Source organism: Nitrosospira multiformis (assembly GCF_003050865.1).
Lineage (GTDB): Bacteria > Pseudomonadota > Gammaproteobacteria > Burkholderiales > Nitrosomonadaceae > Nitrosospira > Nitrosospira multiformis_E.
Genome location: NZ_QAOK01000033.1, coordinates 14,130 through 31,729, shown reverse-complemented (window position 1 = coordinate 31,729; position 17,600 = coordinate 14,130). Strand labels below are relative to the sequence as shown.

Here is a 17,600-nt window from a genome sequence, read left to right as displayed (position 1 = left end):
GGATATATCTCTTTGTGCTTGTAGATTCATGAACAACTCCTGAAAACAGTTTGAATGTATCAAAACTGTCAACCGAAGTCGTGATATTCATAATTTTTTATGCTCTGAACCATTTTCAGTATTATTTGCCTGAATTTATTGAGATCGACGCCCTAAGGGGTTGAGTCATGAATACGGCGGAGATGAACCTGATGGATTGGCAGAAGCAGTTTGGGAGCGAGGCGTCCTGTGCTCAAGCACTTGCCCGTCAACGGTGGCCGGAGGGGTTTCGCTGCCCCCGATGTGGACACGATCATGGCTATGCCATTTCCACGCGTCACTCGTGGGAATGTGGCCAATGTCACACTCAAACCTCGCTGACAGCGGGCACGCTGTTTCATTCCACCAACCTGCCCTTGACCAAGTGGTCCTGGGCGATCTACCTGGCGGCCTCGGACAAAGGCGGCATTTCCGCCATGCGGTTGTCCAAGCAAATAGACGTATCGTGGATCACCGCCAGCCGGATGCTGCGCAAGATTCGCATTGCCATGGGACACCGGGATAGCGTATACCGGCTGCACGATCTGATTGAGATGGATGATGCGTTGATTGGAGGGCGCCGTACCGGGGGAAAGCGGGGACGCGGCGCCGGGGGTAAAACTCCGGTGCTGGTGGCGATTGAGAACCGGGACAAGCGCTCAGGCTTCATTGCCATGCAACAGGTGTCTGGCATTACGCAGGACAAAGTGGCGCAGTTTGTTAAGCAGCATCTTCCGCCTAGCCAATGGGTGCGTAGTGATGCATTGCCTTCGCTGCTGGAGATCGGCAAAACTCAGCACCACGCCGTGCGTGTGACCCCACCTGCCTTGGCCGGGCAATGGCTGCCTTGGGTGCATATCGCGATTGACAACCTCAAGGCGTTTTTGCTGGGAACCTATCACGGTGTGTCGTCCAAGTATCTGCAAGAGTATCTCAATGAGTTCTGTTATCGCTTTAATCGGCGAGAGTGGGAAGCACAGCTGCCTTTACGCCTGCTCAACGCTTGTCTGACGCATAACCAAATTAAACTGAAAATGGTATAGAGGCATATAATTTTTTATCGAAATCAAATCTTCTTCACTATCTCGATGATTTCGGTAGTTGAAATCGAGGGTGTTCTTTCAAGGTAGCGCACTTCACAAATATCCTTGAATTCATCAAATTTACTGCTCCAATCATCACCCATCACTAGAATATTCGCAGAGTAGGTTTTTAAATAGTGTCTTTTTAATTCGAGAGATTCTTCTATAAAAACCTCATTAACAAATTTAAGCGATTGAATTATCTTTATTCTCTGATCCTGGCTATAAACAGGAAATCGCTTTTTTTTTGAGAAATTGAGTTCGTCTGAAGAAACCCCTACGATCAGGTAGTTCCCAAGGGCTTTTGATCTTTCCAAAATGTTTATATGCCCAATATGCAACACATCAAACGTCCCAAAGGTGATTACTCTCATCACTGCCTCATCGAAAGTTAAATTACCTCCGGCAAAGCGGAGGCTTATTTCTGTTAGCCCCTCAAAAGGGCAAAAAACCGGCGCTGCCTAAAGGCGGCATCACATGCCAAGCTTGAGCTGGTCATAATGTTCGTCCTCTTTCTCTTGATGCCGAATATACTCTCTGACCATCTCTTCATCCAATCCCACGTCGATACAAAATAACCTCTTGCCCAGAAGTTCTCACCCGTAAAATTCTTTGCCTTCCCCATAAACTTCCGCGCGATCGAAATCGCGCTCTTGCCCTTGATATAACCCACTACATACGACACCGAGTGCTTCGGTGGAATACTGATGCACATGTGCACGTGATCCGGGCGTAAGTACCCTTCCACAATCTGGCAGCCCTTCTGCAGCACCGCCAATTCGTGTAGCACCTTGCCAAGGTGCTTGCGTATCGTTCCAAATATCGCTTTCTTCCGCCTCTTCGGTATAAATACGACATGGTACTTACAGTCCCATGTCGTATACCTCAGACTCTGGTAATCTCTCATCCGATTCTCCTAGCTTTTGGTCAAACTAAAAGAATCGGGGCGGTCGCTTCACACGGTCAAACCTTAATTAATCCCCCGGCAGAGCCGGGGGATTACCCTGTTTATTTATAGCTCAGTAAGTATTTTAATTATTTGAGGAATCGCTCGACCTGGATTATAAAGAGATCGTGCCATCATTTTCTTCCTTTCTGCCGAAAGCGAATTCTTATTCTGAAGACACCTGAGAACAGTGGCGGGCAGCGTCGCTGGATCATTAATATTGTAACAAGCTAGCCTTGTTTCCAAGACAAATTCCTCACTTTGGTAAAACTCGTCTACGCCCTCCTTCAAATAGAGGATGATTGGTCTGTCAAGAGCTAGAAATTCATAAACTACTGAGCTTATATCTCCCAATAAAATATCCACGCAGCCTAGAACCTCGTATACACTCGTGCCCCTTCCCGCGTGTAAAAAAATTCTTCTATTCTTCGACAGAATTTCTTCAATCACCTCTTTCCATTTGATTCCAGCACATAATTCAGGGACAAGAAGATTTGGATGGGGTCTGATGATGACGTTACAAGTCGTTTGACTCGATAGTGCATGAAGAATATCGAGATCAATAGAAACTTGACCAGGATTGCTGCTCCAACTTGGCGCGTAAAGAATGATATTTTTTTTTTCTTCAAACTTGATGTAGGCAGGCAAAGATTGCTCCCCGGGTAGGAAGTATCGATCCGTTACAGGCAAACCTGCGGGATATAAAACAGCGTCTTTTTTTAGAAATGCCCTTTGTTTTGACTCGACATAAGGTCCCGGTGCAAGTACTACATCAAAAACCCTTAGTTTTTCTGAAGCAAAATATGATACTTTCGGTCCGACCCCATGCAGAAAAAATATTCTGGTTACACCAGTGAACCACCAGGGAAGGATGTCAAATTCTGTTGTAAAGTAAATGTCGTAGACAGCAAATATCTCTTGCTGCAGAGTATCGGTATCAATGTATTTCACACCCTCCAGTTTCGTCTGGCTGAAATCGTCCGTCTTGACTACCGTTATATCAAACTCAGAATGACGGCTGAGAGATTCAATGAGGGGCTGGAGATGGGAATAATGAAAGTCATAAGGGCAGTCGAACAATATTTTTTTCTTTTTTCTCCTGGCTATTCGATTGTATGAATGCCATAACTTTAGCTGTAATGCAAACAGCATTCTTCTTTTAGAAATCATATTCAATTTTCACTTGATTCTGGAGTTATATTTTTTAACTCAGTTCGCCTAGCTCCAGGTATAACCCGGCTTACTAGATAACGGTGCTTTCCTGATTTCTCGGGCGCAATTTCCATCACTTCTTCGATGGTTATTGTTACACCTTGCCCAAGTCGGGCTTTAAACATCGACTCGATGGTGTAAATAATGTTTTTATCGAATTCATCTGCTGGCACCAGCATTATGTGCGTATGGTCAATATCTTCCTGTACCACCTTAAAGCCCCGTATCCCAGGCAGATCTCGCAACACATAGATCAATGCCAGCCCGTGCATGACGGTCCCATCCTGCGCAACAAAAAAATCGGTACTGCGGCCCTGTATTTCCTTGAGCAGGGGAAGTCCCCGCCCGCAAGTACAGGACCTGCCGTCCAGCACTCCAATATCGCCTGTACGATAGCGGATGAAAGGGAAATCTTTGGTAGCGAGGTGGGTAACAACGATTTCCCCTGCAGTGCCGCAAGGCAGTGATGCGCCCTGTTGATCCACGATCTCGACGATAACATCCTCAGCGGTGATGTGCATGCCCCCGTGGGGACACTCATGCGCGATAAAACCGGCATCCCTGCCGCCATAGCCATTTGCTACCGGACAACCGAAAACTTTGCTAATCTGCTGGCGCTGGTCGTCGTACAATCGCTCTGAGGTAACGAAGGCGACCTTGATGCCCACATTGTCCATCTGCTGCCCTCTCGCCTCCGCGTGCCGGGCAATAAGGGACAACGCCGAGGGATACCCGAAAAGCATTTTCGGTCGGGTGTGACGAATCTCGACTAGGAAGCGATCCAGTTTTTGCTCCGACATCTCAAAGGCGGGCAATAGCTTCGTCCGCAGCAGTCTGTCGCGAAGGCCCCGGATGCGATCCTGTACATTGAGTTCGATAGGCGAACCCCACACGACCATCTCCCGGTCGCCGATATCCACGTCCCACCAACGCGTTGCCCGCCATTTAGCAGCGACATCGTGACTTACGCGCTCCTTGCCGATATAAAACACCAGCGGCTCACCGCTGGAGCCGCTGGTGTTGAAGCGTGCAAGATCTCTAGCCTTCTCCGACTTCATTGCATCCGTGTTCGCCCGGATGGTAGATTTATCGAGCAAGGGCAACCGCGCAAGGTCCGCAATGCCGCTTATCTCTTTCGCCTGGAAACCAGTCTCCGAGAACAGTTTGCGATAATAAGGCACGTGCGCTTCTACCTCTGCCAGAAACTGACGCATCCTCAAAAGCCGGAATTCCTCCAGGCGTGTTCTATCCCACCATTGGGAGACCTCCATCTTTCGGCATACGGCGACGGTGTCGTGCTTCTTCAGCCGTTCATGGAGAGGAAAAAATACTGAAGATATTACCGAAGTGTACAGTTCAGTCACAGGTTTGCTATCCTTCTGTTGCAGCGGTGGAAATTCCTGCTTTTCCTTCCTTCAAAGCAACCACCTTCTGGAACTCGTCTATAAGTATCGCCACACGCTGATCCCACGAGTTGTTCTGTGCGTGTTGCGTTATTTTTTCCCGCTCCCACACTGCCGCGAGTGCCGCGAGCATAGCCTCGGTAAAAGCCTTGCGGTCGTCAAAAGGTACGACTTTCCCCAATTCGTCACTACACACCACCTCCCTGTTCCCCCCCACATCTGTCGTGACAACCGGCAGGCCACACGCCATTGCTTCAAGAAAGACATTGGCCCAGCCTTCGTTTCTGGTCGCCAAAACAAAAATATCTGCTGCGGAAAGAGGGATTTTTATCCGCCCGGACGGCATGGGGCCGAGAAAATGCACAACTTCCGATAATCCGAGTTCCGCGACCTGGCGCTTTAACCTGTCGCTCCAATCGCCTTCTGCGCTGGCCCCTCCAACAATGAGGTAGTGGAGGCCGGGAAAAGCCTTTTTCAAATCAGGCAGACACTCGATCACGCGATGGAAACCTTTCCGCTCACATAAGCCACCCACAGAAACAAGCATGTGCCCACTCGTCGGCAGGTCAAGTTGCTCCCGCGCCTGATCTTGCGGGAGGGGTTGGAATTTGTGGGTATCCACGCCGTTTCCCACCACGCGAATTTTATCTTCCGGTACTCCAATATCTATTGCGGTACGTTTTAACGAGTCCGCTACTGAAAAAACGCGAGTTGCCCGGCTTAGCGCCTTACAAATAAGCCGCCGGCTGACGGAGTTTCGGCAAAGCCGCGCTTCTGTACCCCGTAAAGTAATGGTAACGGGCACTTTGAACCACTTGCCTAACAGCGCGGCAGCATAGCCATCGGGGTAGGCAAAATGAGCGTCGATAATCTGGAAATCGAATTCCCGTTTGAGTCGCCACAAAGTGACCCAGCTTCCCGCTGCCATGAACAGACCATCTAGTGACTTGAAAATACCCGGTACTGAGAAAAAACGCGGATGAAAAACCTCCACTCCGGCCTGCACTTCTGAAGCCGGCATATCCGGTCTGAAATGGGGTTTCCAGATTCGGATCAGTCTCTGGAATGGGAACCAGGGTACCGGCGCTACTACCTTCAGGGGAAGCGTTTCCCCTACCCGGAACATGCGCTCACGGATGAATATTCCTGCATTCGGTTGAGCTGGGTTGGGAAAAAGGCTGGAAAATACAACGATCCTGGGTTCGCCGCTATTCATTTTTGTTTTTCTCCTCCAGGAGTCGCTTGTAAATTACCTCGTAACGCGCAACACTCGCCGGCCAGTTCCGCTGTATTTCAACAAAAATACGGCCAGCGTCGCGCAGTCCAGGCCATAAGTCACGTCTGGAAACAAGATTCAGCACTTTGGATGCGAGAGCGTGTGTATCGCCTGCCTTGAACAGCACACCGGTTTTTCCATCCTGTATGAGTTCGAGATGACCACCTACGTCTGAAGCAACGACGAGTCTGCCTTGTGCCATCGCTTCCAGGGGTTTGAGCGGAGTCACCAGATTCGTGAGCCGCATGGGGAGTCTGGGATAGACGAGTACATCGATCAGGTCGTAGTAGCGCGACACCTGTTCATGCGGAACACGGCCGGTAAAGACTACCTTTCCTTCCAATCCCAACTGATTCGCCATATCCTTTAATTCTCTTTCCTGCGGCCCACCCCCAATCAGCAGGACACGTATATCAGGATTGCTGCGCAGCATCTCCGGCAACGCCTGCAATAGAATGCCGAGTCCCTCATAAGCGTAGAAGGACCCAATAAAGCCGAGGACAAGCTTTCCTGCCACCCCGAGATCTTCGGCGAGTTGCCCGTCGCGGGTGTTACTGATGCTGAAGCTTTCGACATTGACCGCGTTCGGGATGACTGTTACTTTTTCGGGTCTTATGCCCCGCGCAAGGATATCGCCTCGCAGGCCTTCGCAAATGGTAGTAATGGCGTCCACACGTTTCAACGCATGACTTTCCAGCCCCCTCGTCAGGCGGTATCGAATACCCCATTCGCGACTTGTGCCATGATCGACTGCTGCATCCTCCCAGAACGCTCTTACCTCGTACACTACCGGAATACCCAGTTTGCGGCCGATGCACAGAGCCGGAATAGCGTTCAGGACGGGTGAATGGGCATGCAGGATGTCCGGCTTGACGACGTTGACGACCTCGCGCAGCCTATGAGTGAGCGTGTCGATGACGGCGATCTGGTTCAGGAAAGGCAAACGTCCTCCTACTCCTTTTGCTTCAGCGGTACGATAAAAGTGCCACCCATCCACAACCTCTTCGGGCGCCGTGCAGTTTTCCTGCTTTGATCCTGTCAGATGAAAGGTCTCCCAGCCCAGCGCACGCTGTTCCTTGAGAATGGACAGCGTCCGAAAGGTATAGCCACTGTGCAGGGGAAGGGAGTGATCAAGAATATGGAGAATTCGCATCAATCTTTTGCGGAGGTTTTATCCGGTAGTGTAGTGAAGTACTCTTGATGGAATTTATGATCAGGCTATAAACCACGGGAATACTGGGTTTCATATGCTTCAATTAGCGTGCAACACTACACTAGTGGTAAGTGAACAAATTAAAAAAATAGCGTTGTTCTTCGCCTTCTGATGTACCGCCCCCACTAACCGGAAGGGATAGGGAAATTTTATTGGCCTAACCTGTACCACGCCTCGACATAATAACCAGCAACCGGCGAATAAATTGTTAAACCTCTGTCGTAAATGCGCGGTTTTTACAACTCTGCAATGACCTGCTGGATAACCTCATTCTGGTATTCTTCCAATCCCAGCCATAACGGCAGCCTCACTAGCCGGTCGCTCAACAGTTGAGTTCGCACAAGCGGCCCGGATTTGCGCCCGCACTTTTCGCCCATGGGGGAACTGTGCAACGGAACGTAGTGGAAAACAACGCCCACCTTTTGTTGCATAAGTGTCGCGATAAACGCTGTACGCTTCTTGAGGTCTGGCAGCAGCAGATAGTACATGTGGGCGTTGTGCGTGCATTCTGAAGGAACAACCGGGCGGCGAACCCGGTTCTGTTTTTCCACAGCCTCAAAATTCTTATGGTAGGTTTCCCAGATTTCGAGACGTCGGGCGGTAATCTCATATGCCTCTTCCATCTGGGCCCAAAGAAAGGCGGCTACGAGTTCACTGGGAAGATAGGATGATCCCAGATCCATCCATGTATACTTGTCCCGCTGACCGCGAAAAAACTGGCTTCGATTGGTGCCTTTCTCCCGGATGATCTCGGCCTGTTCAATAAATTCGGGGGCATTTATCAATAAGGCGCCTCCTTCTCCCGAAATGATATTCTTGGTCTCATGAAAACTCAGTGCGGCCAGATGTCCGATACTGCCGAGAGGCCGTCCCTTGTAGCTGGACATGATGCCTTGCGCTGCATCTTCAATCACGATCAATCCGTGCCGCTCCGCAATTGACATAATGGCATCCATCTCGCAACCTACCCCCGCGTAGTGCACTGCCACAATCGCTCTGGTTCTGGAGGTAATGGCCGCCTCGATCAGTGCCTCGTCAATATTGAGGGTGTCTGGCCGGATATCAACGAATACCGGCACACCTCCTCGTAATGCGAAAGCATTGGCCGTGGAAACGAAAGTATACGAGGGCATGATGATCTCATCTCCTGGGCCAATGCGAGCCAGTATTGCGGCCATCTCCAGCGCAGCCGTACAGGAATGCGTCAGCAAGGCCCTGTGACAACCGATTCGATGCTCCAGCCAAGCGCTGCACCTCTTCGTAAAACTCCCGTCACCCGCCAAGTGTCCATTCGCATGAGCCTGGCTGACATACCACAACTCCTTACCCGTCATGTGGGGTTTGTTGAAGGGAATCACAGTTGAGGTACGCCTGTTGGGTAATGGATAAAAACAGTATGTGTTAAGCTCGGGCAATGACAACCAAACCTGCGACGACCATTAGAGTCCCCAAAATGCCCTGCAGCGTAAGCGCTTCATTCAGGAAAACCACTGAAAAAAGCATCACGATGATGAACGCAAGACTCATGAAGGGATAGGCATAATTAAGCTCAAAGCGAGTCATGACGGCCATCCACGCAAGAGAGGCAAGAAATGCGGCAAATAACCCCGAAATGATCCATGGATTAAAAAACTGCTGAAGCAGAAACAGTATTTTGTCGGTGCCTCCTTCAGGCATACTGCCGGCTTGTCCCACTTGCCATTTCAGCACCAACTGACCATAGACCGTAAATAGCAGGGTTAAGAAGATATAGAAATGACCCGCCAGATCAAACCGTTCGCTCATCTTTTCCTCACACCCCTGACGTAATTTTAAGTTCAACTCGAATCTACGATCCCTCGAAAAGAACGTTATCTTGCTTATAATCCTCTTCCAGAGAGGCCCAAAAACCTGTAAAGCCCTTTGAATGGGAGGGTTCATTTTGACGTAGAGCGTTCGTATTCGGGTCAATTGTTCCTTAACTATTAACCGCGCCACCCCCATATATAATATGGAGCCTCTCCTCCAGTGTGAAATAGTAAGTCCAATACGGTAACGGCATGTTCGAAGGGGGAATGAAACTGTGGGTATTCCGGATACCCGCTGTAGTCCTTCCATACCAATCCAACACCGGTCCGAGCAAACCTTGCCTCGTCGATGTAACTTTTCGCGGATGGACCAGACACGTAGATAGAAGCTCCAGCTTTGGTTAACAAATCGATTATGCGGTCCTGCTTTTCCCCTTCAGCATGATAACTACGGGAATCCGCAAAAATTGTCGTGATTCCTAGAAACTGACGTGAAATTTGTAAGATGAGATATTGATTCAGATCGGAGAGAGACTCCCATCGGGTTCCCAGATAGACGTCTTCAAGAAACGGGCGGTAACGCTTGAAATAAGGCGTCTTTCCATAATTGTGCCGCAGTGTTTCCCAGTGTTTTAATTGCCACTTTGCATCTGTAAACCCAACTTTGTAGATCAGGTGCTGTCGAGTACCGTTGGTTGACACAGTTAGCCAGTCAAGACCACGCGAAGTTTTGATCTTGTTCCGATTGCGCCAGTCTCTCAGAGTGTACTGCACATCATCATAGAAAATGAACAAGTCGACGTCATGGATGATATCGAAATAACCCTTCCAAGGCAGGTAGTTGGATTGAAGTATGGCCACTCGCTTCCCGTAGTGCCGGGATAAAGATTCTTTTATATTTTCTAAATCCGCCATGGATGTCGAAGCTCTCGTCAGCGTTGCTTCCTCTTATCCAGTATTATCGCCCTGTTCAACCAAATATTCTTTTTCCAACTCTAAAAGGTTACGATGCCTGTCTTTTATTTTTTTTGCCGGAATCCCAAAATATACCGCCCAAGGCTCGGTTGATTTTGTGACCATACTTAATGAGCCAATTGAAGATCCTTCTCCTAACAGCACTCCCGGAAAAATAACACTTCCTGCGCCAACAATCACATGACGCCCAATTTCAACTCGAGCTCGCATGATCTTCCGAAACTTCATCGGCACTGTCGGGTTTGTTAACGCATCTCCACCATAATCATCTGACTGAGCAAATATCGTCACACCATATGCAAGCCCTGAAAAATCCGCGAAACTTATCCCCTCGCGGCCGCCGATGAGTCGGCAGCCATGCGCAAGATGAACGTTCCTGCCCAATTCCACATTCCCGGATACGATACAGAAGTCATCGATAATGGAATAGTCGTCGATGGAAATATATTCGGGAATATATAGTCGCGAGCTCCGGCTCACCAGCACATTGCGCCCCAGCTTCCTGAACCCCATCTCTTCGAGTTCTTCTCTTGCGTAATAGCGGTCGTCTTCTTGCTTCTTGTTCATAAAAAATCCGTCGATCGGAATAAGTACGCAAGCTTTAAATTCTCCCTATCTGAACGCGCCCGTACCTGTTCTGAAGTTGACGAAAGACCTCGAGCAGCCATAAAAACCTTTAAGCAGACACCCTCACTGCCTTTCGCTCCAAGCTACCGGTAAATGTCCTTTACAATGTAGCTGGGACGGTTTTGTACCTGATCGAACACTTTTCCCAGATAAATACCGACAACCCCCACTGCGGTTGTCAGAATACCGAGGCTAAGCATTATTGCGGTCATGATTGAAGTGAAACCTAACAGGGCATCGTCGAAAACGAGCTTCCGAAAAACCAGATAGAATGCAAAGGAAAAGCTGAGTAGCGTAATAGTCGCGCCTATGTTGAACAGCCAGACGAGGGGCTGCGCGGAAAATGAACTGACCGCATTCACCATCAATCCTACACGTCGCATGAGAGTGTACGTGCTTCGACCTTCACGCTGTTTTTTGACAATGGGCAGACCGATCTGCTGAAAGCCCGCCCAACTCATCATGCCGGCAAGGAACAGGTTGCGGTCGCCCATCTGGAGCAGGGACTCGACGTAGCGCCGAGTCATGATTCTTTCCGTAACAATGTTTTCAGGGATTTTCACGTCACTGAGTAGATTGAATCCCTTCCAGAATAAATCACCTGTAATCCTCTCAAATAGCCCGCCCTTGCGTGCTTCCTGATAGCCAAATACCACATCGCACCCCGAAGCGTGAAGCTTGCGGTAAAACTCAACCAGGACAAGGGGTGAGACCTCCAGATCGCAATCAATCAGAAAAACGAGATTTCCCCGTGCATGTTGCAATCCGGCGTGGATGGCATGATGATGACCAAAATTGCGCGAAAGATCGACAACTACCAGTTGGGAAATGTCCACCTTGCGTTGAAGTGAGTAGCGCAGAGAATCGTCAGGTGAGCCGTCGTTAACGAGCAATATTTCGAAATAATTGCACTTTATATCTGCTAGAGCTTCCAGACAATCCCCGAGAAACTGTTCAAGAAAGGGGTACGAGCGATACATCGTCGAGACGATCGTGATATCGGGCGAATCACCAGGAACTTCTGCCTGTTTCACTTTATGCCTTCTTTTTGCCCTATGGGCAGTACTTGTTTCGCATCGGGTATTGCCAAGGGTCATCCTGCCGGCAATAAAGGGGAGAAATGGAAATAACTAGCAAAAGATAACCTGCTGCATTATCTTTGATGTAGGCCAAGGTACGGCAACCATAACATGGGGGGAAGCCCGAGTACGTCACTTACAACTTTACTCACTCGCATAACCTCTCTTTTTGGCTTGAAAGTAGCGGAACGCTCCAGTAGATATCCAAATGCCCAAAAAGGCTATAAGCGAGATCCAGAGGGTTGCCTGACGAAGAGGGGTTAGCGTAGGCGTAAGAGAATATTCGTTTATTCCAGAAACAACGGGAACCACAATTTGGCCGATGGCATCCTGGAATGCTTCGATTTTAATACCATTATGTATTACTTCCAACGCCGGATACCAGGCATGAGCAAGTCTAGCCCAGCCTGCATCCTCACTTTCCACTTTCAGGATCACCTCGCCAATATCCACTTTATAATCCAGTATTCGGGCTGCAAGAGGCCCTTTACTCTCACTCTTCGGAATAGGTGAAGCTTCCCGAATGAATATCTTGCTAACAGTCCTCGACTCAGGGTCAAATCCCATCTCATCGATTACCGATTTGAGAAATTTATAAACTTTTCCAGTTCGCGTCGGATAGGGAAGGACAAACTCCTCATCCCATAAAATGGGTTTATCGAGAATCTTTTCCGGAATTTTGTCATCCAATACGGTGGAGAAAACGACAGGTGTTGCACCGGCTATTGGTATGGCTTTGCCTAATGCATCTACATAAACCGTCTCCGGATACTGCTCCGAAAATCCCAGATTCTTCCCGTTGTCATTGACGATATAGCCCACATTAAGCAACGAAAGCATATCAAGCGAAGATTTCGAGAGCTTCTTATTGAGTTGTAAATCATGCTCTGCCTGCTTTACTGCTGCGGCCACGTAATTATGTGACATAGGGACTGAATATGCGAACGGCACTCCGAGTTGTTGCACCGGGTAACTCATCATGGGACCCCCGTCCCATATGGAAATACCGAAGTCACCGCTATAAGAGGCACTGATTAGTACACGTTCGGATGCATGATTGCGGGACAACTCCTCAGCTCCTGTCGCAAAATACTCCTTATCTGTTCGTGCAACTGGCTGGATGGCGATAGTTCCCAGATCGAGCAATAGAAGTAATATCAATAGCGCAGGCATCGTGCTGTTTTCTTTCCATGTGATCCTGCTAACGCCGATACCCGCGAGGATAGCTGTAAACAACAGAATGAAGGTCGACTGCCGGATGTGAGGACCAGTAAGGAAGAAACTTAGCACCCACAAAATAAGCAGTACGGCAAGCAGCCTTTTTTGATCGGAGGTAGCGTCCTTCAGGTGATATACACTCAGGGCAGCCAGCGCCAGAACAGACAATCCCATGTAGGCAAAGAAATTACTACCCGGGCCGGTATTTCCGTAATGCCACAGGAGTAGATACGATAGCGACTCGAGTTTTGGGCTGACGAAACTTATCAAGGAACCGGGGTTTTCCATGGTAACCCAGTCTCGCTCGACTAGAACCGGAACTAATAGAAACAACGAAATTAGTATGGCGGCAACCGCGGCGCTTAGCAGAAGTGGACCAATGCGCCAACTGAATCGCCCCACAGTCATGCTAAGCAATGAATATAACGCCAGGTATAAAGCTCCAAAGAATCCGTTGGATGGATGGTTGATGAAAAGAGCTGCTAAAACGGTGGCAAGGCCTGGCCAATACCATGTTGAGTAACGTTTGATACGGGCGAGCTTCTCGATATATAACAGGCCCAAGGGCAGTAGCGTGAAAATAATGGCCTGCGGTAGGGCGCCCTTATACAATAGCATATGAAGATGCGCCCAGGCCCCGCAGTATGCTACTGCGCCAATCAGCGAAGCGAAGCGATCCAGTTGCAGAACGCGCAGATATACGAAGAGAAAAACACCGGAACTAAATTGGGCTACAAACAGGACGAGCTTGGCCGTGAAGTAAGGATCACTGAATAAAAGATCAATTACCCCGCCCAGCCAAAACAATAACGGACCGGTGAACTGATATTCGGGCATTCCCAAATGCCAATAGTTATTCCAGTAAATCAGCCTTGCTTCTTCCAGCCCGTAGCGAAAATGGGCAATACGTGCGATATGAAAGTTTGAGTCCCCGGCCAACAGGACACCGGGATAAAGGAACGCTTGGGAGAACCAGATGAAGAGTGCTGCCACGAATACGTAAAACGGAAAACCTCGTCCTGCAAGCAGCGCGGCAGAAATAGACCGACTTTTTCTTTCAATGTAAACAATCAGAAAGAACAGCGCGACCAGCATAACAGCGGCTGCCACATGAGCAGGAGTGAATAGCTTTACCGCGAATTCAGGTAATCCAGATATGCCGCCTCCCTCGGATAAAAAACGTGCTAGCGGATATTTTAGAGGATCTACCAGGGTAACCAGATACGTTACCGCTGCAACTAATAGAGCTGCCGGATAGTACAGCACATATTGAGGAAGGAACAATTTTTTAAAACTCACGTCTCTAATTAACTGCAAAAGCAATAAGGGTACGACAACTCAAAATTTTTACTCAAACTGAAATAATGGCTGTGCCATCTGAAAATGTAAGGCGGGAAAAATGAGAGTCAAGACAAAAAAGACGATTTAAATGAACATATGATATGAAAAAATTCCCCTTGCTTATTGATATGTCCATACTTTATGTAGAAAGAAGGTGATCGGGGGAACGGTAATCGTCACACACGCGATTCCCATCAAATAATGCATGTTATAAAAATCCGCCGTGGCGGAGACGGCCACTGCGAGCAGGCACCCAAGTAGTGAAACTGTGAGGAATCGGATCAAGTTTCTTCCATAGAGGGGTTGGGAAAAACTCCAAAGTGTATTGATCAGGTACGAAAAGACCGTCGCTACAATAAAAGCAATTCCATTTGCAAGCGCTGGAATCAGCAAAGCCAGATGTATAAAACTGGCAGCTACCAGGATGTGCAGTCCTGTCACCAGTAAACCCGAGACGAGAAAACGTTTAGCTTGTCTGACTATTACAAAGTCATTCATCTGCCGATACCGGGGATCGCCGGGGATGAACGATAGCATACAGGGATACGCCGAAGGGAAGGGAAAACATTCGAAGCAAAAAGCGCTCGGCACTAAACACGAGATAGAAGAATTTATTGATGGGGGCAACAGGAATTGACGTTCCGCTTGCGGAAGCAGCATTAAACAAGCGATCTTTGGCGCGGGCAATAACCGCTAACGGAAAGAGCAATGTATTGAAATAGGATAGCTTTTCTATTTGCAGCCCCGCCCCTTCGATTCTCTCTCTCAGGTCAGAAGCTAGGTATCTTCTTTTATGATGCAAAAATTCATCATGTTCACTCCAAAGCCATTGATAGGCCGGAACAGTAAGTAAAATACGGCCTTGAGGCGTGAGCAATCTCTTCAAAGCCGTTAGTGAGGCAACATCTTCCTCAATATGCTCGAGAACGTCGAATAGGCAAATCAGATCGAATGCTGCTTCAGGGAAAGGAATACTGGAAGGGCAGGAGCCCGAGCGAATATCGAAGCAGCCACGGGTCTTTTTTTTTGCAATTGCCCGCGCAGTGCCATCCATTTCCATTGCGCTTACATGCCCGAATCTGGATAGCATCTCAAGATTCCCGCCCGTTCCCGCTCCGACCTCCAGAATTCGGATATTCAGGGGCAACCCCATTCTACTAATTATTGAAGATAGCAAAATTCGCCGTGCCACAAACCACCAATGGCGCGATTCCGTTTCCGCCATCTGTACATATGCGTCCGGATTCATATATATGCCCACCGATTATTCTGTATTTTAGAACTGTGAAAAATGAAATCGCGTAAACCAGGGAAGCGTGAAAGGGTTGAAAGGCGTGTCTCAGTCAGGAATTTTCATTGTCTCTCCGAAGGCCCTTTTATTCAATTCTGCCGGTTCATAAAGGTTGAGCAGATAAAGCGGCCTGCCCTTGGCCTCATCGAACATTCGGCCAAGATATTCCCCGATGATCCCGAGTGTAATGAGCTGAATTCCCCCTAGAAAGAGCATTGTCACCATAATTGAGGGATATCCGGCAATAGGATTTCCATAGAGCAGGGTACCGATAATGAGTCCACTTCCATACAAAAAAGCGCCAAAAGCGGTAAATAATCCGACATAGGTCGCCATCTTGAGCGGGGCAATGGTAAAAGACGTAATACCTTCCAGCGCAAAATTCCAGAGCCGCCAATAGTTGAATTTTGTCTGACCCGCATATCTCGAGTCTCTCCTATAGAAAACCGCTTTTTGGGGAAAACCAACCCAGGCATAAAGGCCTTTCATAAACCGATGCTGTTCCCGGAGCTGCACAAGGCCGTCAACAGCGCGTCGGCTGAGCAGTCGGAAATCGCCTGTGTCTTCCGGAATCTTGACACGACTAATTTTTTGTATTAAACGATAAAATCCATAGGCCGTGGCTTTCTTTATCGCACTTTCACCGTCTCGCCTTGTGCGAGTCGCATAAACAACATCGTATCCCTGCCGCCATTGTTTGATCAATTCCTGAATCAACTCGGGCGGGTCTTGCAAATCGGCGTCAATAACGACAATGGCGTCTCCCCTGGCATGATCGAGCCCAGCGGTAAGTGCAATTTCCTTGCCAAAATTACGACTCAGATCAACTATCGAGACGCGACTGTCTTTTCTTTTGAGTTCTTGGATAATTTCTATTGTTCTATCAGTGCTGCCATCGTTGACGTAAATAATTTCCCCCTCCATATCAAGCAAGCTGAGGATGCTGGATAATCGGGAGTGGAAAGCAGGAAGCACCTCTTCTTCGTTAAACGCTGGGACCACGACTGAGAGTAACGGAGCAGAAGCAGCTTTACGCTTCGAAGCACCGGCTTTGTTCGCGTTTTGCATATCAGGATTTCTCAATGACTCTCACCTCTTTTAGTGGCTCTTGCATTGCTCATTGGAATGAATAGTAGTGCTTAAACCAAGTCACAAATTCAGCTAATCCCTTATCGAGTGACGTTACCGGTTCGAAATTTATCTCTAAGCACAGTTCTTCAATATCGGCATAGGTGGCCTCTACATCCCCCGGTTGCATTGGCAAGAGCTTCTTGATTGCTCTTTTGCCAATCGCTTTTTCGATGGTTTCAATGAATGCCATCAGTTCTATTGGATTATTGTTGCCAATGTTATATATACGGTAGGGCGCTGGACTGGTGGCCGGATCGGGAGAGTCTCGCTGGAAAGAAAGGCTCGGCAGTGGAATCTTGTCCAGTATACGAACCACGCCAGTAACAATGTCATCAATATAGGTGAAATCGCGTTTCATCCTCCCATTATTGAATACCTGGATAGGTTTGTCGGCCAGAATAGCTTCAGTAAAGAGATAAGGTGACATATCCGGCCTTCCCCAGGGACCGTAAACCGTGAAAAAACGCAACCCGGTTGTAGACAACCCGTACAGATGGCTATAGGTGTGGGCCATCAGTTCATTTGACTTCTTGGTTGCGGCGTACAAGCTCACTGGATGGTCTACGTTATCGTGAACACTAAAAGGCATGCGCGTATTCAATCCATAAACGCTGGAACTGCTCGCATAAACCAGGTGCTCTACATCGTTTTCCCTGCAGCCCTCGAGCACATTCAAAAATCCGACAACATTGCTGTTGACGTAGGCGTGCGGATCCTTTAAAGAGTAACGCACGCCCGCCTGTGCCGCGAGATGAACAACTCTGTGAAACCTTTTGGCCGCGAAAAGATCTTCCATGGCGCGACGGTCTGCAATATCGAGTTTTATAAAACTGAAACCAGGCAGAGGAGCTAACTGCTTCAGGCGATCCTCTTTCAGGTGGACGTCATAATAGCTGTTGAGATTATCGATACCGACGACTTCGTGCCCTTGGTCAAGCAGACGTCGGGCAACATGCATTCCAATGAACCCCGCAGCCCCAGTCACCAGAACCTTCAAATAA

16 protein-coding genes and 1 pseudogene are annotated in these 17,600 nt (G+C 48.5%); 1 reads left to right on the top strand and 16 read right to left on the bottom strand.

The annotated features are described in order from the left end of the window. Positions 1-167: 167 nt before the first annotated feature. Positions 168-1,061, top strand: coding sequence for an IS1595 family transposase (locus tag C8R21_RS13605; RefSeq protein ID WP_107763192.1), 894 nt, complete (start codon positions 168-170; stop codon positions 1,059-1,061). 23 nt (positions 1,062-1,084) lie between these two features. Here the strand turns inward: C8R21_RS13605 and C8R21_RS13600 are convergent, their stop codons facing one another. The 16 genes and pseudogenes from C8R21_RS13600 to C8R21_RS13525 form a co-directional block, all read right to left on the bottom strand. Next, a complete protein-coding gene (locus tag C8R21_RS13600) occupies positions 1,085-1,474 on the bottom strand; it encodes an adenylyltransferase/cytidyltransferase family protein (protein WP_219906674.1) in 390 nt (129 codons plus the stop codon). Between the two features lie 99 nt (positions 1,475-1,573). After that, positions 1,574-2,007, bottom strand: a pseudogene (gene tnpA, locus C8R21_RS13595) (IS200/IS605 family transposase). A 105-nt stretch (positions 2,008-2,112) separates the two neighbouring features. Continuing rightward, positions 2,113-3,216, bottom strand: a complete 1,104-nt coding sequence (locus C8R21_RS13590) for a CDP-glycerol glycerophosphotransferase family protein (protein WP_107763190.1) — start codon at positions 3,214-3,216, stop codon at positions 2,113-2,115. Positions 3,217-3,218: 2 nt separating this feature from the next. Next, positions 3,219-4,622, bottom strand: a complete 1,404-nt coding sequence (locus C8R21_RS13585; protein WP_107763189.1) for a phenylacetate--CoA ligase family protein — start codon at positions 4,620-4,622, stop codon at positions 3,219-3,221. A 7-nt stretch (positions 4,623-4,629) separates the two neighbouring features. Then, complete coding sequence (locus C8R21_RS13580; RefSeq protein ID WP_107763188.1) at positions 4,630-5,877, bottom strand: glycosyltransferase; 1,248 nt, start codon at positions 5,875-5,877, stop codon at positions 4,630-4,632. After that, a complete protein-coding gene (locus C8R21_RS13575) occupies positions 5,870-7,090 on the bottom strand; it encodes a TIGR04063 family PEP-CTERM/XrtA system glycosyltransferase (protein WP_181258951.1) in 1,221 nt (406 codons plus the stop codon). The genes C8R21_RS13580 and C8R21_RS13575 overlap by 8 nt, the downstream gene beginning before the upstream one ends. A gap of 296 nt (positions 7,091-7,386) precedes the next feature. Further along, the gene (gene rffA, locus C8R21_RS13570; protein WP_107763186.1) at positions 7,387-8,508 is read right to left on the bottom strand and encodes a dTDP-4-amino-4,6-dideoxygalactose transaminase; all 1,122 of its coding nucleotides are present in this window, start codon (positions 8,506-8,508) and stop codon (positions 7,387-7,389) included. 43 nt (positions 8,509-8,551) lie between these two features. Beyond that, positions 8,552-9,070: an EamA family transporter gene (locus C8R21_RS13565; RefSeq protein ID WP_258192421.1), complete on the bottom strand. Its 519-nt coding sequence runs from the start codon at positions 9,068-9,070 to the stop codon at positions 8,552-8,554. Positions 9,071-9,114: 44 nt separating this feature from the next. Beyond that, positions 9,115-9,852 (bottom strand): WbqC family protein, encoded by a 738-nt coding sequence (locus C8R21_RS13560; protein WP_107763184.1) that lies wholly within the window; start codon positions 9,850-9,852, stop codon positions 9,115-9,117. A 33-nt stretch (positions 9,853-9,885) separates the two neighbouring features. After that, the gene (locus C8R21_RS13555; RefSeq protein ID WP_107763183.1) at positions 9,886-10,479 is read right to left on the bottom strand and encodes an acyltransferase; all 594 of its coding nucleotides are present in this window, start codon (positions 10,477-10,479) and stop codon (positions 9,886-9,888) included. 143 nt (positions 10,480-10,622) lie between these two features. Next, complete coding sequence (locus tag C8R21_RS13550; RefSeq protein ID WP_258192420.1) at positions 10,623-11,573, bottom strand: glycosyltransferase; 951 nt, start codon at positions 11,571-11,573, stop codon at positions 10,623-10,625. 189 nt (positions 11,574-11,762) lie between these two features. Further along, on the bottom strand, positions 11,763-14,135 hold the full coding sequence (locus tag C8R21_RS13545; RefSeq protein WP_107763181.1) for a 6-pyruvoyl-tetrahydropterin synthase-related protein: 2,373 nt from the start codon (positions 14,133-14,135) through the stop codon (positions 11,763-11,765). A 162-nt stretch (positions 14,136-14,297) separates the two neighbouring features. Beyond that, on the bottom strand, positions 14,298-14,675 hold the full coding sequence (locus tag C8R21_RS13540; RefSeq protein WP_107763180.1) for a GtrA family protein: 378 nt from the start codon (positions 14,673-14,675) through the stop codon (positions 14,298-14,300). Further along, on the bottom strand, positions 14,668-15,402 hold the full coding sequence (locus C8R21_RS13535) for a class I SAM-dependent methyltransferase (RefSeq protein WP_258192422.1): 735 nt from the start codon (positions 15,400-15,402) through the stop codon (positions 14,668-14,670). Before C8R21_RS13535 ends, C8R21_RS13540 begins: the two co-directional genes overlap by 8 nt. A gap of 114 nt (positions 15,403-15,516) precedes the next feature. Then, positions 15,517-16,551, bottom strand: coding sequence for a glycosyltransferase family 2 protein (locus C8R21_RS13530; RefSeq protein ID WP_258192419.1), 1,035 nt, complete (start codon positions 16,549-16,551; stop codon positions 15,517-15,519). 34 nt (positions 16,552-16,585) lie between these two features. Further along, positions 16,586-17,596 (bottom strand): NAD-dependent epimerase, encoded by a 1,011-nt coding sequence (locus C8R21_RS13525; protein WP_107763177.1) that lies wholly within the window; start codon positions 17,594-17,596, stop codon positions 16,586-16,588. Positions 17,597-17,600: the final 4 nt, after the last annotated feature.